Below are 22674 nucleotides of genomic sequence, written 5' to 3'. Positions count from 1 at the left end.
GAAATTCTCACACCTTTCCCTTTCTAATGTATGCTTATTTCATGCACCTAAACCGAAAATAAAAAGAGCCTTGTAGATAAAATATACCTACAAGGCTCTTTAGTAGCGTGTAGGTACAACGGGAATAACCCTTGCACCTACACGTTTTCACGCTAGGTTCAAGGGCTTTATGTATGATGATGTAGTTGTGTAAGCATTTTAATAGATTGCATTGTTTTCATAATACTTACTCCCTTTCTCCTCTAATTTTTACATAGTATATAATACTTAATTCTGAATGTAAATACATTTTAAATATTCCGTTATCTTTTAATATACAGCTATCCTTCTTTCATACTCTTTTATTTCTTGTTCATATTGCATTGTAATACTAATTTCATCTAAACCATTTAATAATTTCTCTTTCCACATTTTCTCGATTGTAAAATGAAACCTGTGCGTACTTGTTGTAATTACTTCATTCTCTAAATCTACTTCTATTTGTTCTCTTGCATCTGTTTTGGCAAGCTTTTCTCGCATTTCTTTATCCATTACAATTGGTAACATACCGTTCTTCATACAATTCATATAAAAAATATCTGCAAACCCTCCCGCGATAATTACGCGGAAACCATAATCAGCAAGTGCCCACGGTGCGTGTTCTCTTGAAGAACCACATCCAAAATTATCACCTGTAATTAATATACTTGCTCCTTTTCTATCTGGTGCATTTAGTGGGAAATTAGGGTTTTCGTGTCGTTCATTATCATATCGCCACTCATCAAATAAAAACTTTCCAAACCCAGTTCTTTCAATTCTCTTTAAATATTGCTTCGGAATAATTTGATCCGTATCAATGTTATTATTCATAAGTACTGCGGCAGTACCTTTATGAATACGAAATGGCTCCATCATAACTCTCCTTTCTTGTATCAACAAAATGACCATATAACGCAGCTGCTGCCGCCATTGCTGGGCTAACTAAATGCGTTCGTGCTCCTTTTCCTTGTCTTCCTTCAAAATTACGATTTGAAGTTGAAGCGCAATGCTCTCCTTCAGGTACTTGATCTGGATTCATTCCAAGACACATGGAACATCCAGGTTCTCTCCATTCAAATCCTGCTTCTTCAAATATGTGATGTAGTCCTTTTTGCATCGCCGCGTCTCTTACTCTTTTCGATCCAGGTACAACGAGTGCTCGCACACCTTCTTTTACCTTTCTCCCTTTCACAACAGATGCAGCAATTTCTAAATCAGAGAGCCTGGAATTTGTACAAGATCCAATGAAAACATGCTGAACTGGAATGTCATACGTACTTTGTCCAGGGCTTAATCCCATATAAGAGAATGCTCTTTCGTCATTTACATCATGCTTTTCTGGCAATTTCTCATCAATACGAACTCCCATACTCGGGTTCGTTCCCCACGTAACGTACGGCGCTAAATCCGTCACATCTATCGAAATATGTAAATCATAAATTGCATCTGCATCTGTATACAGTTCAAACCATTTCTTCTCGAAAGTTTCATAGTCTCTCGGTGCATATTTACGTCCTTTTACATAAGCAAATGTTTTTTCATCCGGCGCGATAATACCCGCTTTTGCTCCTCCTTCAATCGCCATATTACAAAGCGTCATTCTCTCTTCCATCTCCATAGCCCCAATCGTCTCTCCGTAAAATTCCATTACGTATCCAGTTCCAACTGCTACACCGTACTTTGAAAGGAGATGCAAAATAATATCTTTTGCGTAAACGCCTTTCTGTAATTTTCCTTTTAACTCAATTCCCATCGCTTTCGGTTTTCTTTGCCATAACGTTTGCGTTGCCAATACATGTTCCACTTCACTCGTACCAATACCAAATGCTAGCGCGCCAAACGCACCGTGCGTTGCTGTATGACTATCACCACAAACAATTGTTTTTCCTGGCTGCGTGAGCCCAAGTTCTGGTCCGATAACATGAACGATCCCTTGCTCTTCATCTCCGATATCTGCTAACGGCACCTGAAATTGTTTACAATTTTCCCGAAGTGTATCTAATTGCTGCTTCGCAATGCGATCGGTAATATTCCAAACATCTTTCGTTGGAATATTATGATCCATCGTTGCGAATGTTAAATCTGGTCTGCGTACCGTTCGATTTGTAAGCCGCAAGCCTTCAAAGGCTTGCGGTGACGTTACTTCATGAACAAGGTGCAGATCGATATATAATAAATCTAATCCATTTTCATTTGTCGCAACTACGTGTCTTTCCCAAAGTTTATCTAGCAACCTTTTCCCCATTATCTTCCTCTCCCTACTAGCGCTTGCTCTTCCATTTCTTGCATTACTGCCTTCGTAAATGAAGTTGTCGTTTCAGTCCCCCCGATATCTGCTGTACATTTTCCTAATTTAAGGACTGCTGAAATCGCTTCTTCAATTGCACACCCTTCTCTCGTTAATCCGAACGATTGTCCAAGCATCATGGCAACAGAGCGCATCATCGCAATTGGATTCGCCTTATTTTTCCCGGCAATATCCGGTGCCGATCCGTGAATAGGCTCGTATAATGAAGGACCCTTTTCCGCGTGACTTGCTGACGGAAGCATTCCTAATGATCCAGCTAATACGGAGGCTTCGTCACTTAAAATATCCCCAAATAAATTTTCTGTTACAATTACATCAAACCGTCCTGGATTCCGAATTAACTCCATAGCAGCTGCATCTACTAAAATATGTTCTAGTTCAACATCTGGATAACGAAGTGCTACTTCTTCTGTTACAGTTCTCCATAGTTTACTAGATTCTAAAACATTCGCCTTATCAATAGATGTTACTTTTTTCTTCCGTTTACTCGCTAATTGAAAAGCATAAGAAACGATACGTTCAATTTCATGGCGATGATACGTAAGTGTATCCGTTGCTACTTCGTCGGTTCGTTCTTTCGGATAAGAAAAATAAATCCCACCTGTTAATTCACGAACGACAACGAAATCAATTTCATCAGCCTTTTTTAATGGCGATAAATGTGCCGTTGCACTTTCTACCGTTACAGGGCGAACGTTCGCAAATACACCGAGCCCTTTTCTTAAAGCTAATAATCCTTTCTCTGGTCTTTCTTTCGCACTATCCCACCTTGGTCCACCAACTGCTCCTAGTAAAACCGCATCACTTGCTAAACAAGCGGCAAGCGTTCGTTGTGGTAATGGTTGCCCATTTAAATCGATAGCACTCCCGCCGAAGTACTCATCTTGCAAATGAAAATGATGACCATATAACCTTTCTACCATATGCAATACTTCCTTCGCACTTTCCATAACTTCCGGTCCAACCCCATCACCAGCTAAACAAACGATACGTTTTTCCAATTTCAACACTCCTTTTAACAGAATTTTCAGAACTTTAATTTGATAGGTGAGAATAGCCCCTCTCACCTATCAAACACTTATTTCACAAGCTGGATAAAAGATTTCAATTTCCCCGCTGCGTGGACATATGCTCTCGCCGACGCTTCCAATACGTCTTGCGCAACACCAAAACCTGATACTTGATGTGTTCCTTCTTTTAATTCAACATGAACATGAGCCAGTGCATCTTGACCTTGTGTAATAGATTGTATGCGATAATCCGCCAATTCACATTCTAATCCTAAAATTCTTTGGATTGCATTATAAATTGCTTCAATACTACCAGAGCCAGTAGCTGCATCTTCGAATACATTTCCTTCCTCATCTTTTAGTACAACTGTCGCACATTGTGTACTATTTGATACGAAATGTACTTGCAGTTGCGTAATATTATATTGCTGAGCCGCAAATGCTGCTTCACCAAGCATAAGTGCTCGTAAATCTTCCTCCGTAATTTCCTTCTTACGATCAGCTAATTTTTTAAACGCTTCAAACACTGCATCTCGTTCTTCCGTTGTAAATTCATAGCCAAGCTCTTTCATTTTTTCTGTAAACGCGTGACGTCCAGAATGTTTTCCAAGTACAAATAGGTTTTGAGATTCGCCTACTAACTCTGGTTCAATAATTTCATACGTTGTCACTTCTTTTAAAACGCCGTCTTGATGAATTCCGGATTCATGAGCGAATGCATTCGCTCCCACGATTGCTTTATTCTTCGGTACAACCATACCTGTTAATCTGCTTACTAATGTACTTGTCGCTTTAATTTCTTTTAGCGTCATAGAAGGCTCTGCTTGATAGAAATCTTTTCTAATATGAAGAGCAACTGCGACTTCTTCTAATGCCGCATTCCCTGCTCTCTCTCCAATTCCATTAATTGTTCCTTCTACTTGCAATGCTCCCCCTTCAACTGCAGCTAACGAATTTGCTACAGCCATTCCAAGGTCATCGTGACAATGACAAGAGAAAATTGCTTTTTCATATGAAGGAACGGATTCTTGTAAGTACTTAAAAAGAGAATAATATTCTTCTGGATTCGTATATCCAACTGTATCTGGAATGTTAATTACATTGGCTCCTGCACGAATCGCAACTTCTACTGCCTCAGCTAAAAAATCTCTTGCTGTTCTTGTCGCATCTTCTGCAGAAAATTGTACTGTTGGAAATAATGATTTTCCAAGTGTAACAGAACGATGAATACTATCTAACACATCCTCTTTTGACATACAAAGTTTATATTTCATATGAATATCACTCGTAGCTAAAAATACGTGTAAACGAGGAGATACCGCACCTTTCACAGCTTCATATGCTCTTCGAATATCGCTTTCTTTCGCTCTAGCTAAACTCATAACTGTAGCATTTTGAATTGTATTCGCGATACGTTTTACCGATTGAAAATCCCCTTCGGAAGCTGCTGCAAAGCCAGCTTCCATAACATGAATCCCTAGTCTTTCTAATTGCCTTGCAATTTGCAATTTCTCTTGTTCATTTAAATTCACTCCTGGTGATTGTTCGCCATCACGTAGCGTCGTATCCATGAACAAAATCTGCTTCATATTATTTCATCCCTACCTTTACTCGCGGCTGTACGAAAGGCATCATTTCACGTAATTTACGTCCAACTACTTCGATTTCGTGTTCATTCTCTTTCTCATTTGTCGCATGGAAATTCGGTCTTCCTGCTTTATGCTCTGCAATCCAACCTCTTGCAAATGTACCATCTTGAATTTCTGCTAGCACTGTACCCATCGCTTTCTTCGTATCTTCCGTTACAACGCGTGGCCCTGATACGAAGTCGCCCCACTGCGCTGTATCTGAAACTGAATATCTCATATTTTCAAGTCCACCTTCATACATAAGGTCAACAATAAGTTTCAGTTCATGTAAACATTCAAAATATGCAAGTTCCGGCTGATATCCCGCATCAACTAACGTTTCAAATCCAGCTTTTACTAGCGCAGTTACTCCGCCGCAAAGTACAGCTTGCTCTCCAAATAAGTCTGTTTCTGTTTCTTCTTTAAATGTCGTTTCTAATACACCAGCTCTCGTCGCTCCAATTCCATCGGCATAAGAAAGTGCCTTTTCAGTCGCAACTCCTGTTGCATCTTGGTATACTGCAAATAATGCAGGAACAGCTCCTCCTTCAGCAAACGTACGACGAACTAAATGTCCCGGCCCTTTTGGTGCTACTAAAAATACATCTACATTCGCTGGTGGTTTCACTTGATCAAAGTGAACGTTAAATCCGTGTGCAAAAACGAGAGAATTTCCTGCCTGTAAATTTGGCGCAATTTCCGCTTCATATACTTCTGGTTGCAGTTCATCTGGCAGCAAAATCATTACTACATCAGCCTGCTTTGCTGCTTCTGCTACTGTATATACAGAAAATCCATCTTCTTTCGCTTTATCCCAAGACTTACCTTTTCTTAAACCTACTACTACATCAAATCCGTTATCACGTAAATTTTGCGCATGCGCATGACCTTGCGAGCCATATCCAATGATTGCTACTTTCTTTTCCTTTAATACATTTACCGTTACATCTTTTTCATAATAAACTTTTGCCATTTTCATTTCCCCCTATATTTAAATGATTATTGAATTAACATTACTTGCTTATCTTGCTTTTTCATACTACGCGTAAAGGCTGTTACACCTGTTCTTGCAATTTCTTTCAAACCGTATGGACGAAGTAATTCAATTAATGCTTCTACTTTTTCCTGCGTACCTGTTACTTGCACAACTATGGAATCCTTCCCAACATCTATTACAGCGGCTCGAAACGGTTCAATTAAACTGTATAATTCTGCTCTTGCTACTGATGTTGCTACTTTAATAAGTGCGAGTTCTCTTGCAATCATCGCTTCTTCTGTAATATCTGATACTTTCAAAACATCAATTTGCTTATGAAGTTGTTTAATTAACTGCTCAACTTGCTGTTCATTTTCAACGTGTACAACAATCGTCATCCGCGATATGTCCGATGATTCCGTATGACCTACTGAAATACTTTCAATATTAAAATGTCTTCGTGTCATAACACCTGTAATTCGGTTTAACACACCACTTTGATTTCGAACTGTTGCTGTAACAATTCTCTTCACCTTTTTTCCACTCCCTCCATTTGGTGAACACCTTTCCCTGGCGCAACCATCGGCATTACCTTTTCTGATTGAAGTACACGGCAATCAATTACGACTGGCTCTTGTAATTGAATTGCATGCTGCAATTGTTTCTTTGCAAGAAGTGGATCATCTATGCGAACCCCTTTTATGCCATACGCATTCGCAAGAGCAACGAAATCTGGTTGACACGATAGTAAAGAGTGCGAATATCTTTTGTTATAAAATTCATCTTGCCATTGTCTTACCATTCCTAAAGCTTCATTATTTAAAATAAATACTTTAACAGGTAAAGAGTGTTCTTTTAACACACTTAATTCTTGCAGAGTCATTTGAAATCCAGCGTCACCAACAATTGCAATAACTAATTCATCAGGCTTTGCAATTTGGGCACCAATTGCTGCTGGAAATCCGAAGCCCATCGTTCCTAGTCCTCCTGAAGTTACCCATTTATCTGGAGTTTTCAGCGGATAATATTGGGCTGCCCACATTTGATGTTGCCCCACATCTGTTGTTACAATCGCTTCTCCCTTCGTAATTTCATATAACATATCAATTGCATATTGAGGCTTAATACTTTCAGAATTTCGTTTATAAGAGAATGGATACTTTTCTTTTCTATTCTTTAATAAAGAGATCCACTCATGATGATTTTCTTTCCTTCCTTCTGGTTGAAGTAATACTTGGAGCGCTTGCTTAGCACTTGCAACAATAGGAATTTCAGTCGGTACATTTTTTCCGATTTCTGCTGGATCAATATCGATATGCGCGACAGTCGCCTCTTTCGCAAAATAAGCTAAATTTCCAGTAAGACGATCATCGAATCTAGCGCCTATATTAATGAGTAAGTCGCATTCATATAACGCCATATTAGCTGTGTAAGAACCATGCATTCCTCCCATCCCTAGAAATAGTTCATCATCTGGTGGAAACCCACCAAGACCAAGTAATGTATGCACAACAGGAATTTCATATTTACGAGCAAAACTTGTTAATTCCTTTGAAGCTTTCGCATGCAATACACCTGCTCCAGCTAAAATTAATGGCTTGTTTGCAACCTGAATTGCTTGTAATAATTTGTTTATTTGCAGTAGATTCGGTTCATAATTAGGGTTGTATCCTGGTAAATCCATTTGCACATCACTACATCGTTCGCCTTGCTCTACTACCATATCTTTCGGAAGGTCAATAACGACTGGGCCTGGTCTTCCTGTTCTAGCAATATGAAATGCCTCTTTAATAATTCGAGGTAAATCGGAAGCCTTTCGCACTTGATAGTTATGTTTTGTCACTGGCATCGTAAGCCCCATAATATCCGCTTCTTGGAAAGCATCGCTTCCAATTAACGTTGTTGCTACTTGCCCTGTAAATACAACAAGTGGCAATGAATCAATCATCGCATCTGCTAGACCAGTAATCACATTTGTAGCACCTGGTCCACTCGTTGCAATGACAACCCCTGGATTGCCAGTAATTCTGGCATATCCTTCAGCAGCGTGAATAGCACCTTGTTCATGCCTTGTTAAAATATGCGGAATTTCACAGTCATAGAGTGCATCATAAAGAGGTAAAACAGCACCACCAGGATAACCGAAAATCACTTCTACTCCTTCCTTTTCTAGCGCTTCTAACAATAGCTGTGCACCAGTTGCCAGTTTCTCTTCCGTTTTTGAAGACATTGTTCTTATAAGCCCCCTTTTAAAAACTTTTATCAATAAAAAAAATCCTACGTCCACACTCCAGCTATGTGCTGAAGGGACGAAAGATTTCGCGGTACCACCCTTCTTTGCAAGAATACTCTTGCCTCAGTGACCCATAAAATGAGTCTAGCTAATAACGGAGCTACCGTCTAAGCCTAGACAAATGCTTCAGCTTAGCACTCAAGGGCGATGTTCGTCGACGTGAACCATCGGTTTCCAGCAACCACCGACTCTCTGTGAGGCTTCACAATCAACTACTCCTCCCTATCAACGCTTTCTTATGTTATAAAAAGTTGTTATCCAACTTTATTTTCTTCGTAAATTTTCTCTCCATCTTCTATAACTAACTTTCGGAATTCTTCTAATAAACGATTCGTATGTGGACCCGTTTGCCCTAAACCAATCGTTCTACCATCTACTGTCGTAACAGCAATTACTTCCGCTGCTGTTCCTGTTAAAAATACTTCATCAGCTACATATACGTCATGTCTTGTAAATAACTCTTCTCTAACGTCATATCCAAGTTTTTCACCAATTTCTAAAATAGCATTTCGTGTAATGCCTTCTAACGCTCCAGCAGAACTTGGTGGTGTAATTAATTTATTTCCTTTTACAATAAATACGTTATCCCCTGAGCCTTCAGCTACGTATCCTTGATCATTTAACATAAGCGCTTCTTGTACTCCAGCCAATTTCGCTTCGATGCGAACTAAAATATTGTTTAAGTAATTTAAAGATTTTACTTGAGGCGACAATACATCTGGACGGTTTCGGCGCGTTGCAACTGTTACAACTGGAATCCCTTTTTCATAATATTCTTGTGGGAATAAAGATAGTTGCTCTGCAATTACTACTACATTCGGTTTTTTACAAGAATCAGGATCTAACCCAAGATTTCCTGCTCCTCTCGATACAACTAGGCGAATGTATCCATTAGATAATTTATTTTGTCGAATCGTCTCAACAACAATATTCGTTACTTCATCTAAAGAATATGGAATTTCTAACATGATGGATTTTGCTGATTCATATAACCGGACAAGATGCTCTCTCAAACGGAAAACATTACCGCTATAAACTCTAATTCCTTCAAATACTCCATCTCCATATAAATAACCATGATCATATACTGATACTTTTGCCTCGTCTTTTGGAACAAATTCTCCATTTAAGAAAATCCATTGCTCGTTCACTGGAAAGCGCCTCCTATGTTCTATGAATTTTTTATTGTTTCCTAGTTTACTCTCCTTTCTAAATAAATCAAGTGAATTTTTAGAAAATTTATAATTTTTATTCGTACGTACATCTTTAATTATATTGATTTAACAACATTGTTAACGTTTACAAAAAGTCAAAAAAATTTTTTCGTCAATTTCCATTAAAAAAATATTTGTTTAAAAGAAGGATTTTCGTCAATTGATACGAATCTATTGTATTCAATAAACGGACGTCCGTTTTTATAAATTCGGGAATATACAACGACTTTTGCTGAAAAAGGGGGAAAATAATAAAAATAACACTGTCTAAAAATAACATTCATATTTTTCATTTCGGAATCATAATCCTATTTTTAAAAAACAATTTGTCAAAATGAAGGAGGAAATCAATATGGCGTGTGTACAAATTAAAGGAACGAGACAAGAGGTAGTAGAGATGCTTCAACTATTTGATCTAATGGATACGAAAGGTTTTTGTAAATTTGATAATTATGTAGAGGTAGAACCAAATAATAAAGAATATAACAATTTCATTGCTTCAATCGACATTCATTCAAATACTTCTTCCGCCCAAGATACTCTAAACGATCAATTCGTAAGTCAAATGCTTACTGGTGTATATAACGACTAAATAAAGTCGTACTTTAATCAGGCTACCCGTAAATAACAGATAAATATATGCTTCCTACCGTCTTTATATAAATATATACGATGAACTTGAGCATACTAACAACTAGATGGTAGGAGGTGAGAATTATGGCTAAAATTGGTGTTGAAAATTCGTTAACAGATGTCCAACAAGCTCTTCAGCAACAGGGGCATGAAGTCATTACAATTAACTCGGAACATGACGCACAAGGATGCGACTGTTGCGTTGTAACTGGGCAAGATTCTAATATGATGGGTATTGCAGATACATCAATAAAAGGATCGGTAATTAACGCCCACGGTTTAACAACAGATGAAATTTGCCAGCAAGTTGAGAGCCGCATTTAAATTCAATACAAAAAAGAAAGAGGACCCCTTTTGAAAAGGAGTCCTCTTTTTTATATTCACCTAACGGGAAAGTAACATATACTGGATGAAAGCCCTACCTCTCTCTCATCATTACGGTTCCACTGACCGCTCCTTGATTCACTAGTATACCTATAAAGCCTATAATTATAATTTATAGGGTTTGTTCACAAAAGTTGTTGGTAAAACTACCCGATCTTTCGCAAACTTTTCGTATTATATTTATAAGATTTATTTACTTTACACTAGCTGTAACCGAGACACGAATTAAAATTCTAACATCAATATAGCAACTTGTCAACATTTTTCACAAATTTAAAACAGACAATAACGGTTTGTCTGTTTTAGAATGGAGCTTTTTCTTTTATTACATATACAACAAAACCGCTTACTAACATACATAAGCCAACTACTAAGTTTTTGATATTAATCATAAATTCCTCTCCCTTATTCCACACATCATATATATTTACAGTTCAATTATTCCGATCATCCTAAAGCGCACTTTTTCTAATATATCATAATTCCTAAAAAATGCAAGTTCACCTTTAGCGACCATTTACAAATTTATCTACAGTGCTTGGTACGGTATTTAAAGCTTTTTCAATTAAATGTGTACTACTATTGAGATGCAATACTTGCACACCGTTAGAACCAACTACTAAAAAAGCAACTGGGCTAATAGAAACCCCAGCCCCGCTTCCGCCTCCAAATGGATGACTTTGCTTATTCTCTTTATGCTGCCCTTGTCCATTATTATGTTTTTCGGAAATAAATTCACCTTTAAAGTCACTTCCTCCAGCTCCAAAACCAAAGGCTACTTGAGATACTGTTAATACTACATTTCCGTCAGCTGTTGAAACTGGACTTCCAACAATCGTATTTACATCTACCATCTCTTTTAAATTTGTCATTGCTGTTTTCATTAAATTTTCAATTGGATGTTCCATTATGTATTGCACCCTTTCCTCATTATTCTTTTTTATACTTTCCAAAATAGAGGAAGTCATACTAACTTTTCCTATTTCAAAAAAACAATCTTCACCTTTTAAATGGATATTACTCCCTGTACATACTCGGATAAAAAGGAAAAAGAGATACATACTACTATTGAACCTTGTTATGAAAGGAGTCATGACTTTGACTGAGAAATTTGATGAGTATAAAAAAAGAGATAGAATAGATAGTGATTATAGTGACTATAAAGAAGAATATGCAGCTGAGGTTGCACCACAGCGCATTGATTATGATTACGATGAGAAGGAACATAAAGATGATGTAAGATCGTCCGCTGCTGGATCAACGGCTGGCTTTATCGCTCTTGCCTTATCTATCTTATCACTTTTCACCTTCCCAACATTATTCGGTCTTGTTTCTGTACTACTAGGTATTTACGCTTATAACCGCGGAGCTACTGTAACTGGTGGTATCGCTGCGATTGTCGGTGGAATTGCAGCACTCATTGCAATTTTATTCCGAGTAGCGCTTATCGGCTTATTGTTCTCCCTCTTTTAAAAAGAAAAAGGTATCTCGCTTATGCGGGATACCTTATCCTGTAAATACATCTTCTGACGGATATTTAATTTTTTGTTTTGCTGGTCGCGCTAAAGAAAATACAAGTGTTAACGGTCCGATTAATCCACAAAACATAACAAACATAATCATACATTTTCCAAACGCTGATAACTTTGCAGTAATTCCCATCGTTAATCCTACTGTTCCAAACGCTGAAATTGTTTCAAATAGTAACTGAATAAAACTGAAGTCTTCTGTAAGCATTAACATAAATACTGCTGCAAAAATAAGGATTTGACTAGCAACGGCAATTGCTAATGCTCTCGTTACTGTCGACATTTTAATTGTGCGCTGAAATAATACGATTTCCTCTTTCTTTCTAAAGAAAGAAAGAACAGATGTAACTAAAATAACAAACGTTGTTAATTTAATCCCTCCACCTGTTGATACACTTCCTGCACCAATAAACATTAAAACCATCGTAAATAATATAGATGATTCTTCCATTCCCCCGTAGTCAACTGTATTAAATCCAGCCGTACGAGGAGTAATCCCTTGGAAAAAAGAAGCCCATAACTTTTCATTTAACGGTAAATTCCCTAACGTCTTTACATTATTATATTCCAATACAAAAATCACAATCATCGCTATCACATTTAGCGCTACCGTTCCAATAATCATGATTTTGGAATGAAGCGATAGTTTTCGAAAACTCCGGCTATACCATATATCAATTAGTACGGTAAATCCGAGACCGCCTATTACGATTAAAGAGCAAATCCCAATATTAATAATCGGATCGCCTACATACCTTGTTAAATTATCCGGCCATAGAGCAAATCCAGCATTATTATAAGATGCGATCACGTGAAAAATACTATAGTATACACCTTTTCCAAAGCCAAACTCTGGAATAAAACGAAATGATAAAAAGATGACTCCAATAAACTCAATACAAATTGAAAATATAAAGACACGTTTTACTAATTTTACGAGACCACCTATATTTGTCTGATTAAATGCCTCTCCAATTAATAAGCGATGACGTAATCCGATTTTTTTACCTAATACCCAAACAATTAAAATGGCAATTGTCATAAGACCTAAACCGCCCGTTTGAATTAAAAACATAATTACAATTTCGCCAAACATCGTAAACGTACTTGCAGTATCTACTACTCCCAATCCCGTTACAGTCGCTGCTGACGTTGCCGTAAAGAAAGCATCTACCCAACTAATATGTACTTTCGTTGCGAATGGTAACTTTAATAACAAACCGCCAACCACAATTAAGCAGAAAAAACCTAATGCTAATATTTGTGGTGGATTTAATCGTATAAAACGATTATACAGCCTTTGTCTTTTTGTTACTTCCATATTCACTAACTCCCTTTTTGCCCCTCATAACTAAAGGCTTATAAAAAACCTTAAATAGCAGGATAAACCTTATATTCTTATAATATAGTTGAGCATAATCCTTTTTTTCATAGTTTTCAACTTTTATTTATACTCGAACTTCACTTCATTTATGAAAAGACTCTTTCTATTATAAATACCCTTACTCTATAACTCTCACAACAATCATTTTATATGTATCATTGCTTAAATCCTCATACCTTTCACTCTATGTTCACATAGGGGTCACATCTATCTTTTATAGTATATGTATCGGAGCTGTTCCTCCCTAATTTATAAGACATTCCCCAGTGTCTTTGAACAGCTTTCCATCCCTAATTAAATTGACATAAATTGTCCCCTTCCTTAGGCCATCATATGTGATGGTCTTATTTTTTGTCTTTCTATCTTCTATTTAAAACTCCCTCTCTCTTTCACTCTATGTTCACACCCCGGTCACATCTATCTTTTATAGTATATGTATCGAAGTTGTTCCTCCCTAATTTATAAGACATTCCCCAGTGTCTTGAACAACTTCCATCCCTAATTAAATTGACATAAATTGTCCCCTTCCCTAGACCATCCTATGTGATGGTCTATTTTGTTTTCTAAATAGTTTATTTAGCTTTTTCTGCTTACTTTAGTAAAAGCAATCTATATTTAAATAGATACTTTTTGTACTAAATATTCAGAAAATATTGTCAAAATAGGTAGTTTTTCGGTACAATTAATGTAGAAAGCTATTTTACAAAAAATAAGGGGGGATTTTATTGAAACAAACAAAAGCAATCTTAATTGCATTATTTCTCGGTTTAGTTGTCGGACTCACTTTAAATTTAGCTGCACCATCCATTTTTGAACCATTAAATCAATATGTGTTCAATCCACTTGGTCAATTGTTTATTCGCCTCATTAAAATGCTAGTTGTCCCTGTTGTATTCATTTCTATCGTACTTGGAGCTGCTGGTCTTGGAGATCCGAAGCAACTTGGAAGAATTGGTTTAAAATCAATTTCATTCTTTCTTGTAACTACAGCCGTTGCCATCTCTATTGCAGTTACATTTGCACTGATTATACAACCAGGATCTGGTGGTAATTTTAAAACCGAAGGGCTTAAATATGAAGGTGCAAAAACCGAAACATCTTTCGTCGATACATTGCTAAATATCGTACCAGATAATCCAGCAAAAGCGATGGCTGATGGAAACATGTTACAAATTATTGCCTTTGCCGTATTAATTGGACTTGGTATAGCTATTTTAGGAAAACGTGTCCAAAGTATTCATTCATTACTTGAACAGGGCAACGAATTAATGATGTATCTCGTTAATCTCGTTATGAAATTAGCTCCAATCGGAACATTTGGGTTGCTTGCTTCATCCGTCGGTAAAATGGGTCTTGCAGGCGTCGCTGCGATGTTCAAGTATATGATTGTCGTTATGCTAGTACTTATTATTCACGGTGTCTTCGTATATGGTGGCTTATTAAAAGTATTGGCAAAAGAAAGCATTGTCCGTTTCTTTAAACATTTCGGACCAGTAATGGCGATTGGATTTAGTACATCTAGCTCTAATGCATCTCTTCCATTTGCAATGAAAACCGCACAAGAGAAGCTTGGTGTTCCAAAAGCAATTAGCTCTTTTGTACAACCACTAGGTGCAACAATTAATATGGATGGTACTGCCATTATGCAAGGTGTAGCAACTGTATTTATCGCTCAAGTATACGGCGTTGAACTTACTATTTCCCAACTAGCTGTAGTCGTATTAACTGCTGTACTAGCTAGTATCGGCACTGCTGGTGTACCAGGTGTTGGGCTTGTAATGCTGACGATGGTTTTAAATCAAGTAAATCTACCGGTAGAAGGTATTGCCTTAATTATCGGTATTGACCGCATTCTAGATATGTCAAGAACAGCTGTAAATATTTCTGGTGATGCAATTTGCGCAATGATTGTCGCAAAATCAGAAGAAAAATATAATACAGATCAATCTGCCGCATCTTAAATCAAAAAAGGAGTGAAATGATTCACTCCTTTTTTGATTTACTTCCCTTTTTCGAACGATATTCTTTTCCTTTATTATCGTTACCAGTTTCAAATTCTGCACTAAACTCTTGTTGAAATTGCCCTGATTTCGGTGAGCCTTGATTTCCGCTCCCTTTACTACCATTTCGATTTGTCATATTTCTGCCCCCTTCCTTTATTAGTAGTATGTTACATATTTTCTTTTTTATAATCTTTTACATACGAAAAAAGACCTTCCTCATATAAGGAAAGTCTTCTTTTTCGAAGTGTAAGCGTTTTCTTGCTTATAATGACTTAAATAAGTTTTTTAGAAATAGATATCATTATATTCATTTCTTCTTCTGAGAGCGTAGAAAATCTTTCTTGCAAATATTGTTTTTTTGCACCTTCCATTTTTGCAACTAAATCTTTTCCTTGTTCAGTAATCTCCAAATATACAACTCGGCGATCTGACGTAGAACGTGAACGAGTTACAAAACCTTTATTAATTAATTTTTCTGTAACAGCTGTAATATGACTATTCGACACATTTAACTCATTCGCCACACGTGATACCATTTCTTTATTCGTACGATTCAATATTCTAAGGACGATGAACTCATTCCACGGTATGTAACCACCAAATATTTTTCCAATATCATTACGCAACGTGCGGAACATAGCAAAAACATTTGTCGATAGTTCTTCCATTAATTGCTCTCGATTTTGAGACAACTTTGACAGCCCCTTTTATTTCATTTGATTAAATAAAAACCTTATTAATAATTTTACATGAAATCTTACTTTTTGTCACCTTATTTTCCCATAATTCGTAGTTTTTTAATAGATATTTCATGATAAAATGAAGTTAAATTTCCAAAAAAAGGAGTTGGGATAGTGGGTGAAGAAGACAAATTTTCGAATTTCAATCTAAAAGATAAAACTTTGATCATTGGTTTTGTTATTCTGTTCCTCATTGTAATTTTTGCATTTATATTTTTTATATATGTAGGAATCTTTCATATTACTGGTGTAGAGTATCGATCGCGCACTGCCTTACTTCTATTTTTTTTATTAATTACTTTCTTAGACGGTATTATATTTTTCATCTTCGTTTTCTTCAAGGCACTGCTATATCCAATGACACAAAACATGCCAAATTGGCTTTCTATTACTCTTTTTGCAATCATTGAAATTACGCTAGATTGGTTCGTCATTCATACCGCTGACGATTGGATAGAGAGCGTGCAACTATCCAACATAGCTGAATTATGTGTCGTACTATTCTTTTTCCTATTAAGTAAATTATTAAGTGACAAGAAAGAGTAAGAATACAAGCTTTTCTATATAAAAATTGGTACAATGAAAACAAATCATACTAAAGAGGTGTTACTTATGAACTTACAAAAATGGGCTGATAAAGGTATGTCCTTTGATACATATGTGAATGAAATGAAAGTAAATCAATACGAGCTACTGCACATTTACAATAACTTTTTAATTCCAAATGAATTACTTCCTGTATTAGAAGAACGTCAAAATGATGGCTGGCGTGTTATTGTATTAACAGCTGATTGGTGTGGCGATGCTCTTTTATGCGTACCTGTTATGAAACGAATTTCTGAAGTTGCAAATATTGATATGTCATTATTAATTCGCGATGAAAACTTAGAATTAATGGATCAATATTTAACAAACGGAACAGCACGTGCGATTCCAATCTTTATTTTCATTGATAAAGATGGAAACGAACAAGCCGTTTGGGGACCACGTGCTCCAAAAGTACAAGAGTTAGTAACTTCAATGCGCGCTACATTGCCTGAAAAAGAAGATCCAACATTCGAAGAGAAACAAAAAGAAATGTACGCTAATTTCCGTGCCACATTAGCTGATGACACTTCTCTTTGGGAACATGTAATGGAAAGCATGATGGAAAAAGTAGTAAAATAAAAAAAACTGCCGAACTCGGCAGTTTTTTTATTACATAATGAAGAAATAAAATACCGCAGCTAAAATGAAACGGTAGTAAGCAAACGGTGTTAGTTTTACACGAGATAATAATTTTAAGAATGAAACAATTGCAAGCATTGCAACAACGAACGCCGTAATAAATCCTGTTGCAAATAGCGGTATATCAGCCGCACTTAATATATCCCAGCTTTTAATTAAATCTAAGCCACTTGCAGCTACCATCATTGGTACTGCTAAAATGAATGTATATTCAGCTGCCGCTGTATGTGACACGCGAGCTAATAAACCACCACTTATTGTAGAACCAGAACGAGAAAATCCTGGCCAAAGTGCTAAACATTGGAACATTCCGATTGTAAATGCTTGCTTATATGTGATTTCATCTAATGTTCTTGCTGTACTTGGTTTTGAAAACTTCTCAGCAACAATCATTAAAATACCACCAGCCACTAAGCTAATGACAACTGGGCCTGGCCCAAATAAAACTTCTTTAATCGCACTATGGAACAATACGCCAAGTACGCCGGCAGGAATCATTCCGATAATAATATGTAATAAATTTAACGATGGTCCGTCTGTTACTTTCCCTATACCTACTAAAGACCATAGACGCTTCCAAAATATAACTACAACTGCTAAAATCGATCCCAATTGAATAACAACTTCGAAAACTTTCGCTCTCTCATCGTCAAATCCAAGTAAATGACCTGTTAAAATCATATGCCCTGTTGATGAAACTGGTAAAAACTCTGTTAAACCTTCAACAGCACCCATGATTATTCCAATTAACCAATCAGCCACGAGTAGTGCCTCCTTAATAACTAATAATATGTAATTTTTTCATACCTTACCATAATACCTTATCCCCTTTCAAAGTGCATCCTTTTTTATAGTCAAACCGTAGTTTTAATAAGCTTATTCCTTTTCTATTTTTTGATTAAATTGTATGATAGTAAGAGTTTTCTTTTTTACGTAGAAAGGGGATTTTATGAAAGAAACTAGTACATTCTCACAAAAATTAAAGCAATTTGTATTACTATTTTTCCCGATTTTTGTTACGCAAATGTCATTATTTGCAATGAGCTTTTTTGATACAACAATGTCAGGACATGCAAGCCCTATTGATTTAGCAGGGGTTGCTATCGGAACGAGTATATGGATTCCAGTTAGTACGGGATTAACAGGTATTTTGATGGCTACAACTCCAATTGTTGCGCAACTCGTTGGATCCAAGAAAAAAGAAGATGTTCCCCAAGTCGTCATACAAGCAGTCTATTTAGCAATTTGCGCTAGCTTCGTCGTTATGCTTATTGGATTTTTCGCTGTTACACCCATTTTAAATGGCATGCGATTAGAAGAACCGGTAGAACGTATTGCAGCACAATTTTTAAGTATTATTGCAATTGGAATTATTCCTTTATTTACTTACACTGTTTTACGTGGATTTATTGATGCATTAGGAAAAACTCGCACAACGATGATTATTACGTTACTATCATTACCTATTAACGTAATATTAAATTATGTATTAATTTTTGGGCATTTCGGTTTTCCAAAACTCGGTGGTGTCGGAGCAGCAATTGCTTCTACAGCAACCTATTGGTGCATTTTAATTATTACCGTTATGATTATTCGTACGAAAGAGCCTTTTGCATCTTTCCATATTTTTAAACAGTTATATCGCCCTTCTCTTTCTAGTTGGAAAGAGTTCTTAAAACTTGGCGTCCCTATCGGATTTGCTATCTTTTTTGAAACGAGTATTTTCGCTGCAGTAACACTTATGATGAGTAATTTTAGTACGACAACAATCGCAGCTCATCAAGCAGCTATGAACTTCGCTTCCTTGCTATATATGACTCCTTTAAGTTTAGCAATGGCCATGACCATCTCTGTTGGATTTGAAGTTGGAGCGAAACGATATAATAACGCAAAACAATATGGATTTATCGGGATTGGCTTAGCACTTGCATTCGCCCTATTATATTCCATTCTTCTTTACTTCTTTGATGATGAAATTGCTTCTATTTATACGACAGATATACAAGTTCATCATTTAGCAAAAGAATTTCTTATATTTGCGATTTTATTTCAAATCTCAGATGCAATTGCAACTCCTGTACAAGGGGCACTACGTGGTTATAAAGATGTAAATGTCGCCTTAATTATGACATTAATCGCCTATTGGGTAATTGGTCTCCCTCTCGGTTACATATTAGCAACCTATACTGATTGGGCAGCAAAAGGATATTGGATCGGTCTTATTATCGGTCTAGCATTTGGAGCAACCTTCCTCCTTATCCGTCTCTTTCAAGTTCAGAGAAAATATACAACGCAAAACAGCCGCTCATAATATAGCGGTTGTTTTCTTTATGCATATTTTTTCTTGTAACGTATAACATAATGAAAAAGAAAGGTGGATACATATGGACGAAAAAGAAAAAAAGCAATCATTCGACGAAGAATTCGCCCCTGAAATTTCACCTGGATATCGGCAAGATGTACATAAACAACCTAAATATAAAAACACTTCGTTTTTAATGGGGATTACCATTTTTGCCGCTGTATTGCTTGTGCTTATCATTTTCGTTTATTTTTGATGGAAGGTGATTTATTATATGAAGAAACAAAATTCCAATCGTTCAAAAAGAATTGTGAAAACAGAAAAAGGGTATGCAGGTGATTCGGTTCTTACTCAGAAACAAGTCGAGCAAGGAAATTTATATATTGCTCAAAAAGAACTTGGTCAACAAAATGAAAATCTTTAAAATCCCTCAAAGAACTGGGGGATTTTTTATACCGCTATTTATGGTACTGGTTCATATTTCTCTTTATTGTACGTACTGTTTTTGTTCTAATACCTTAAATGTATGATTAACCTTTACAATTTTCATTTCATAATTCAATTTCATTTCGCTTCTCTTACCATTTTCAGTACCCGCCACGTACGCTACAGTTTGATAGAGAAAACTTCCATCCGTCACTTCACGTATCTCCTCGTTTATAAATTTATACTCTAAATCCTGAAAACGATTTGGATAATAATTTTTCATTAATTGTTCATAACCTCTATTTAAAAATAGTTCTTCACCTTTTCGTTTCACATCTTCTTTATTAGTAAACTCAAAAACTGATAGTTGCTCGGTCACAAAATGTTCTCCTACCTTTTTCATTTCATTATGAGTTAAAGTTTCTATACCTTTGTTTTTTAATTCCTTATTTAATCCGTACTGATCAATCGGTTTATAGCCCGCAAAAACCTCTTCTTTATATGACCAAAACAATCCAAAAGCGATACAGGGAGAAGTGATTAATAGTCTTTTCTTTATAACACTCCCGCCCCTCTTCATAATGATAATTATATTTTAACATATAGAAAGAAAATTCTGATATCATAAAGTGGAATAACTTAGAAACGAGGAACAATTATGGACTCTTACAAACAATATATAAAAGAAGCTTTGCCTAATCTTTCTATACATTCCTATAAACAAAATGAAGAAGGATGGGATAATGTAGCGATTATAGTAAATGATGAGCTACTGTTTCGTTTCCCGCGAAAACAGGAATATGCAATGCGAATTCCGTTAGAAAAAGAACTGTGCACAATTCTCACTCAATCACTACAAGAAATCGAAGTTCCACAATATCACCTAATTTATACAAATGAATCTGATGAGGTTCCTCTTTGTAGCTACTATACTCTCATTCATGGTGAACCGTTAAAAACAGAAATAGTTGCGAACTTAGATGAAAAAGAACGAAAAATAATTATTACACAATTAGCTACTTTCCTTGCGGCTCTACATAGCATTCCTCTAAAAAGTGTTACAGCGTTAGGGTTCCCTACCGAAAAAACACTTACCTACTGGAAAGAGCTACAAACTAAATTAAATGAGTATGTTACTAACAGTCTAACTTCGTTCCAGAAATCAACCTTAAACCGTTTATTCGAGAATTTCTTTGCCTGTCTAGCTACATCCAAATTTCAAAATACAATCATTCACGCTGATTTTACACATCATCACATTTTATTTGATAAACAAAATAAAACCATTTCAGGAATCATTGATTTTGGTGATGCTCAAATTGGAGATCCTGCCTTTGACTTTGCTGGGCTATATGATGATTTCGGACATGAATTTACTACATCAGTATATGAACAATACTGTACACTTACTTCACACCATGATCCATTACTCATTCACCGCATCACGAGTTTTTATCAATACAGTCCTTTACTACATAATATAATTTATAACTTTGAAACAAAGAATGAACTTGAATTTTTAGCTGGTATAGAACAACTGAAAGCAATACTACAGGGATGAGATTACATTCTCTCCCTATATTCTCTCTCCTCATATAACATTAACTTTTTATCCATTTCAACAATGACTTTATACAGTTGAAATGCCTGTAAAATTTGCAGTTGAATTCCAAAAGGGGCATTCTGTTCTTTTAACCATTGAAATACTTTCGTTTCATCTTTCATTGATTATTCCTCCCTTTATTAAAATCTGCTACAAATATACGGTACATGATGAAAAGCTTTTCATGTCAACAACAAAAAAGGATGCAAATTTGCATCCTTTAATGTACGATATTTTTCTTCTGTTTCGCTTCTTTCTTTACTTCTTCCCCTTGGCATTCACTACGAAATGCACAACTTATACACTCAGAACGAAAATGACGCTCTGTATAATGCTCTGGTTGCTGTAACATTTCTTTCATTCTAGATAAATGAGCCATTCCAGTTATAATATCTTCCTGTTTCGGAGTGTAGTCATACTTAGTTCCTTCTATTAAATTAATAACTTCAATTTTCCCTGGAAGAATGCCAAAAGCTTTATAACTAAATACTGTCATTAGCTTTTGACAAAGAGCAAGCATTTCCTCATCCGCATCGACAACATACTTTTTAATTACAAACGACTCAGTACTCCACTCACCAACTTCTAATGTCAATGACATGTGGACACCTAACTCTTCCATATATGTTTGAAATTTTTCATATAAAAATAACGGTGGTGTCTGACTATCATCTCTTTCAACAAACTGTAATAAGTGATCCGTTAGCTTCGCTAACACAATGTAATACTCCATCTTCGAAGCAAACATATTCACCCTTACTTTTTTCCAATACTTTTCTATTAATATTAAAAGTACAATTTTCGTTTGTTGGCCTGCCGGTAATGTGTAATATTCGTTAATAATTCGATTCACAATCATTTGTGCGATTTGTTGCCATTCAAACGAAGAAGGTTCTCTTCTTTTGATATGACGAAAATAAAATTTATGTGGACAACGCATAAAATCATACAAATGATAATCTGTCATCGTTTTAATTGCGATTTTCTCATGCACTT

The 22674-nt window shown here is 36.1% G+C and carries 27 protein-coding genes and 1 other annotated feature; of the genes, 10 read left to right on the top strand and 17 right to left on the bottom strand.

What is annotated here, in order from left to right:
- Nucleotides 1-309: 309 nt before the first annotated feature.
- The 8 genes from leuD to ilvE form a co-directional block, all read right to left on the bottom strand.
- The gene (gene leuD / locus ACTFR9_RS24310) at nucleotides 310-891 is read right to left on the bottom strand and encodes a 3-isopropylmalate dehydratase small subunit (protein ID WP_000433210.1); all 582 of its coding nucleotides are present in this window, start codon (nucleotides 889-891) and stop codon (nucleotides 310-312) included.
- Entirely contained in the window at nucleotides 869-2263 is a 1395-nt protein-coding gene (gene leuC / locus ACTFR9_RS24305) for a 3-isopropylmalate dehydratase large subunit (protein WP_000518106.1), read from the bottom strand. Before leuC ends, leuD begins: the two co-directional genes overlap by 23 nt.
- Nucleotides 2263-3327 carry a 3-isopropylmalate dehydrogenase gene (gene leuB, locus ACTFR9_RS24300; protein WP_000415369.1) on the bottom strand — a complete coding sequence of 355 codons (1065 nt, stop codon included), beginning with the start codon at nucleotides 3325-3327 and terminating at the stop codon, nucleotides 2263-2265. Before leuB ends, leuC begins: the two co-directional genes overlap by 1 nt.
- Before the next feature lie 77 nt (nucleotides 3328-3404).
- Nucleotides 3405-4925: a 2-isopropylmalate synthase gene (leuA, locus tag ACTFR9_RS24295; RefSeq protein ID WP_000809579.1), complete on the bottom strand. Its 1521-nt coding sequence runs from the start codon at nucleotides 4923-4925 to the stop codon at nucleotides 3405-3407.
- A gap of 1 nt (nucleotide 4926) precedes the next feature.
- Nucleotides 4927-5937 (bottom strand): ketol-acid reductoisomerase, encoded by a 1011-nt coding sequence (ilvC, locus tag ACTFR9_RS24290; RefSeq protein ID WP_001151733.1) that lies wholly within the window; start codon nucleotides 5935-5937, stop codon nucleotides 4927-4929.
- A gap of 26 nt (nucleotides 5938-5963) precedes the next feature.
- Nucleotides 5964-6473, bottom strand: a complete 510-nt coding sequence (gene ilvN, locus ACTFR9_RS24285; protein ID WP_000822948.1) for an acetolactate synthase small subunit — start codon at nucleotides 6471-6473, stop codon at nucleotides 5964-5966.
- A complete protein-coding gene (gene ilvB, locus ACTFR9_RS24280; RefSeq protein ID WP_000095855.1) occupies nucleotides 6470-8170 on the bottom strand; it encodes an acetolactate synthase large subunit in 1701 nt (566 codons plus the stop codon). The genes ilvN and ilvB overlap by 4 nt, the downstream gene beginning before the upstream one ends.
- Nucleotides 8171-8242: 72 nt before the next feature.
- Nucleotides 8243-8471 (bottom strand) — a binding site (T-box leader).
- 16 nt (nucleotides 8472-8487) lie between these two features.
- Nucleotides 8488-9384, bottom strand: coding sequence for a branched-chain-amino-acid transaminase (ilvE, locus tag ACTFR9_RS24275; protein WP_001005497.1), 897 nt, complete (start codon nucleotides 9382-9384; stop codon nucleotides 8488-8490).
- A 415-nt stretch (nucleotides 9385-9799) separates the two neighbouring features.
- Between ilvE and ACTFR9_RS24270 the strand changes: the two genes are divergently transcribed.
- Both ACTFR9_RS24270 and ACTFR9_RS24265 read left to right on the top strand, forming a co-directional pair.
- The gene (locus ACTFR9_RS24270) at nucleotides 9800-10039 is read left to right on the top strand and encodes a DUF3911 family protein (protein ID WP_000752508.1); all 240 of its coding nucleotides are present in this window, start codon (nucleotides 9800-9802) and stop codon (nucleotides 10037-10039) included.
- A gap of 125 nt (nucleotides 10040-10164) precedes the next feature.
- A complete protein-coding gene (locus tag ACTFR9_RS24265; protein WP_001062580.1) occupies nucleotides 10165-10404 on the top strand; it encodes a YkuS family protein in 240 nt (79 codons plus the stop codon).
- Between the two features lie 362 nt (nucleotides 10405-10766).
- Here the strand turns inward: ACTFR9_RS24265 and ACTFR9_RS24260 are convergent, their stop codons facing one another.
- Nucleotides 10767-10856 (bottom strand): hypothetical protein, encoded by a 90-nt coding sequence (locus ACTFR9_RS24260; protein WP_000608225.1) that lies wholly within the window; start codon nucleotides 10854-10856, stop codon nucleotides 10767-10769.
- 114 nt (nucleotides 10857-10970) lie between these two features.
- The gene (gene ytfJ, locus ACTFR9_RS24255) at nucleotides 10971-11432 is read right to left on the bottom strand and encodes a GerW family sporulation protein (RefSeq protein ID WP_001997038.1); all 462 of its coding nucleotides are present in this window, start codon (nucleotides 11430-11432) and stop codon (nucleotides 10971-10973) included.
- A 112-nt stretch (nucleotides 11433-11544) separates the two neighbouring features.
- On the opposite strand from ytfJ, the gene ACTFR9_RS24250 reads away from it, so the two are divergent.
- Nucleotides 11545-11937: an imidazole glycerol phosphate synthase gene (locus ACTFR9_RS24250; RefSeq protein WP_001997037.1), complete on the top strand. Its 393-nt coding sequence runs from the start codon at nucleotides 11545-11547 to the stop codon at nucleotides 11935-11937.
- A gap of 33 nt (nucleotides 11938-11970) precedes the next feature.
- Here ACTFR9_RS24250 and ACTFR9_RS24245 read toward each other — a convergent pair whose 3' ends face one another.
- Nucleotides 11971-13314: a TrkH family potassium uptake protein gene (locus tag ACTFR9_RS24245; RefSeq protein WP_000454130.1), complete on the bottom strand. Its 1344-nt coding sequence runs from the start codon at nucleotides 13312-13314 to the stop codon at nucleotides 11971-11973.
- 788 nt (nucleotides 13315-14102) lie between these two features.
- On the opposite strand from ACTFR9_RS24245, the gene ACTFR9_RS24240 reads away from it, so the two are divergent.
- On the top strand, nucleotides 14103-15338 hold the full coding sequence (locus tag ACTFR9_RS24240; protein ID WP_000814819.1) for a dicarboxylate/amino acid:cation symporter: 1236 nt from the start codon (nucleotides 14103-14105) through the stop codon (nucleotides 15336-15338).
- A gap of 22 nt (nucleotides 15339-15360) precedes the next feature.
- Here the strand turns inward: ACTFR9_RS24240 and ACTFR9_RS24235 are convergent, their stop codons facing one another.
- Both ACTFR9_RS24235 and ACTFR9_RS24230 read right to left on the bottom strand, forming a co-directional pair.
- A complete protein-coding gene (locus ACTFR9_RS24235) occupies nucleotides 15361-15516 on the bottom strand; it encodes a hypothetical protein (RefSeq protein WP_000184931.1) in 156 nt (51 codons plus the stop codon).
- 136 nt (nucleotides 15517-15652) lie between these two features.
- Nucleotides 15653-16072 carry a MarR family winged helix-turn-helix transcriptional regulator gene (locus ACTFR9_RS24230; RefSeq protein ID WP_000081439.1) on the bottom strand — a complete coding sequence of 140 codons (420 nt, stop codon included), beginning with the start codon at nucleotides 16070-16072 and terminating at the stop codon, nucleotides 15653-15655.
- A 162-nt stretch (nucleotides 16073-16234) separates the two neighbouring features.
- Here ACTFR9_RS24230 and ACTFR9_RS24225 point away from each other — a divergent pair, with 162 nt between their 5' ends.
- Complete coding sequence (locus tag ACTFR9_RS24225; RefSeq protein WP_000503434.1) at nucleotides 16235-16666, top strand: YrvL family regulatory protein; 432 nt, start codon at nucleotides 16235-16237, stop codon at nucleotides 16664-16666.
- Nucleotides 16667-16699: 33 nt separating this feature from the next.
- Nucleotides 16700-17287, top strand: coding sequence for a thioredoxin family protein (locus ACTFR9_RS24220; protein WP_001997033.1), 588 nt, complete (start codon nucleotides 16700-16702; stop codon nucleotides 17285-17287).
- A 30-nt stretch (nucleotides 17288-17317) separates the two neighbouring features.
- Here the strand turns inward: ACTFR9_RS24220 and uppP are convergent, their stop codons facing one another.
- Nucleotides 17318-18109, bottom strand: coding sequence for a bacitracin resistance undecaprenyl-diphosphatase (gene uppP / locus ACTFR9_RS24215; protein ID WP_000796248.1), 792 nt, complete (start codon nucleotides 18107-18109; stop codon nucleotides 17318-17320).
- 187 nt (nucleotides 18110-18296) lie between these two features.
- On the opposite strand from uppP, the gene ACTFR9_RS24210 reads away from it, so the two are divergent.
- From ACTFR9_RS24210 to ACTFR9_RS24200, 3 genes are all read left to right on the top strand, one after another.
- Nucleotides 18297-19658 (top strand): MATE family efflux transporter, encoded by a 1362-nt coding sequence (locus ACTFR9_RS24210; protein WP_000665527.1) that lies wholly within the window; start codon nucleotides 18297-18299, stop codon nucleotides 19656-19658.
- 73 nt (nucleotides 19659-19731) lie between these two features.
- On the top strand, nucleotides 19732-19905 hold the full coding sequence (locus ACTFR9_RS24205; protein ID WP_000343560.1) for a hypothetical protein: 174 nt from the start codon (nucleotides 19732-19734) through the stop codon (nucleotides 19903-19905).
- A gap of 18 nt (nucleotides 19906-19923) precedes the next feature.
- Nucleotides 19924-20073, top strand: coding sequence for a hypothetical protein (locus tag ACTFR9_RS24200; RefSeq protein ID WP_000744620.1), 150 nt, complete (start codon nucleotides 19924-19926; stop codon nucleotides 20071-20073).
- A 63-nt stretch (nucleotides 20074-20136) separates the two neighbouring features.
- Here ACTFR9_RS24200 and ACTFR9_RS24195 read toward each other — a convergent pair whose 3' ends face one another.
- A complete protein-coding gene (locus ACTFR9_RS24195) occupies nucleotides 20137-20655 on the bottom strand; it encodes a hypothetical protein (protein ID WP_000820144.1) in 519 nt (172 codons plus the stop codon).
- A 78-nt stretch (nucleotides 20656-20733) separates the two neighbouring features.
- Between ACTFR9_RS24195 and ACTFR9_RS24190 the strand changes: the two genes are divergently transcribed.
- Complete coding sequence (locus ACTFR9_RS24190) at nucleotides 20734-21636, top strand: aminoglycoside phosphotransferase family protein (RefSeq protein WP_000378997.1); 903 nt, start codon at nucleotides 20734-20736, stop codon at nucleotides 21634-21636.
- Between the two features lie 2 nt (nucleotides 21637-21638).
- On the opposite strand, the gene ACTFR9_RS24185 is transcribed toward ACTFR9_RS24190, so the two are convergent.
- Nucleotides 21639-21800 carry a hypothetical protein gene (locus ACTFR9_RS24185; protein WP_000651089.1) on the bottom strand — a complete coding sequence of 54 codons (162 nt, stop codon included), beginning with the start codon at nucleotides 21798-21800 and terminating at the stop codon, nucleotides 21639-21641.
- A 98-nt stretch (nucleotides 21801-21898) separates the two neighbouring features.
- A complete protein-coding gene (locus ACTFR9_RS24180) occupies nucleotides 21899-22672 on the bottom strand; it encodes a hypothetical protein (protein WP_000544556.1) in 774 nt (257 codons plus the stop codon).
- Between the last annotated feature and the right edge of the window lie 2 nt (nucleotides 22673-22674).

Source organism: Bacillus cereus group sp. MYBK222-1 (genome assembly GCF_051916425.1).
GTDB lineage: Bacteria > Bacillota > Bacilli > Bacillales > Bacillaceae_G > Bacillus_A > Bacillus_A paranthracis.
This window is presented reverse-complemented; position numbering and strand designations above follow the sequence as displayed.

What these genes read in the sequence shown, in the direction of transcription:
- leuD (WP_000433210.1), bottom strand. Translation starts at nt 891, where the DNA reads ATGGAGCCATTTCGTATTCATAAAGGTACTGCCGCAGTACTTATGAAT.
- leuC (WP_000518106.1), bottom strand. Translation starts at nt 2,263, where the DNA reads ATGGGGAAAAGGTTGCTAGATAAACTTTGGGAAAGACACGTAGTTGCG.
- leuA (WP_000809579.1), bottom strand. Translation starts at nt 4,925, where the DNA reads ATGAAGCAGATTTTGTTCATGGATACGACGCTACGTGATGGCGAACAA.
- ilvC (WP_001151733.1), bottom strand. Translation starts at nt 5,937, where the DNA reads ATGGCAAAAGTTTATTATGAAAAAGATGTAACGGTAAATGTATTAAAG.
- ilvB (WP_000095855.1), bottom strand. Translation starts at nt 8,170, where the DNA reads ATGTCTTCAAAAACGGAAGAGAAACTGGCAACTGGTGCACAGCTATTG.
- ACTFR9_RS24270 (WP_000752508.1), top strand. Translation starts at nt 9,800, where the DNA reads ATGGCGTGTGTACAAATTAAAGGAACGAGACAAGAGGTAGTAGAGATG.
- ACTFR9_RS24265 (WP_001062580.1), top strand. Translation starts at nt 10,165, where the DNA reads ATGGCTAAAATTGGTGTTGAAAATTCGTTAACAGATGTCCAACAAGCT.
- ACTFR9_RS24260 (WP_000608225.1), bottom strand. Translation starts at nt 10,856, where the DNA reads ATGATTAATATCAAAAACTTAGTAGTTGGCTTATGTATGTTAGTAAGC.
- ytfJ (WP_001997038.1), bottom strand. Translation starts at nt 11,432, where the DNA reads ATGACTTCCTCTATTTTGGAAAGTATAAAAAAGAATAATGAGGAAAGG.
- ACTFR9_RS24250 (WP_001997037.1), top strand. Translation starts at nt 11,545, where the DNA reads ATGAAAGGAGTCATGACTTTGACTGAGAAATTTGATGAGTATAAAAAA.
- ACTFR9_RS24245 (WP_000454130.1), bottom strand. Translation starts at nt 13,314, where the DNA reads ATGGAAGTAACAAAAAGACAAAGGCTGTATAATCGTTTTATACGATTA.
- ACTFR9_RS24235 (WP_000184931.1), bottom strand. Translation starts at nt 15,516, where the DNA reads ATGACAAATCGAAATGGTAGTAAAGGGAGCGGAAATCAAGGCTCACCG.
- ACTFR9_RS24220 (WP_001997033.1), top strand. Translation starts at nt 16,700, where the DNA reads ATGAAAACAAATCATACTAAAGAGGTGTTACTTATGAACTTACAAAAA.
- ACTFR9_RS24210 (WP_000665527.1), top strand. Translation starts at nt 18,297, where the DNA reads ATGAAAGAAACTAGTACATTCTCACAAAAATTAAAGCAATTTGTATTA.
- ACTFR9_RS24205 (WP_000343560.1), top strand. Translation starts at nt 19,732, where the DNA reads ATGGACGAAAAAGAAAAAAAGCAATCATTCGACGAAGAATTCGCCCCT.
- ACTFR9_RS24200 (WP_000744620.1), top strand. Translation starts at nt 19,924, where the DNA reads ATGAAGAAACAAAATTCCAATCGTTCAAAAAGAATTGTGAAAACAGAA.
- ACTFR9_RS24195 (WP_000820144.1), bottom strand. Translation starts at nt 20,655, where the DNA reads ATGAAGAGGGGCGGGAGTGTTATAAAGAAAAGACTATTAATCACTTCT.
- ACTFR9_RS24190 (WP_000378997.1), top strand. Translation starts at nt 20,734, where the DNA reads ATGGACTCTTACAAACAATATATAAAAGAAGCTTTGCCTAATCTTTCT.
- ACTFR9_RS24185 (WP_000651089.1), bottom strand. Translation starts at nt 21,800, where the DNA reads ATGAAAGATGAAACGAAAGTATTTCAATGGTTAAAAGAACAGAATGCC.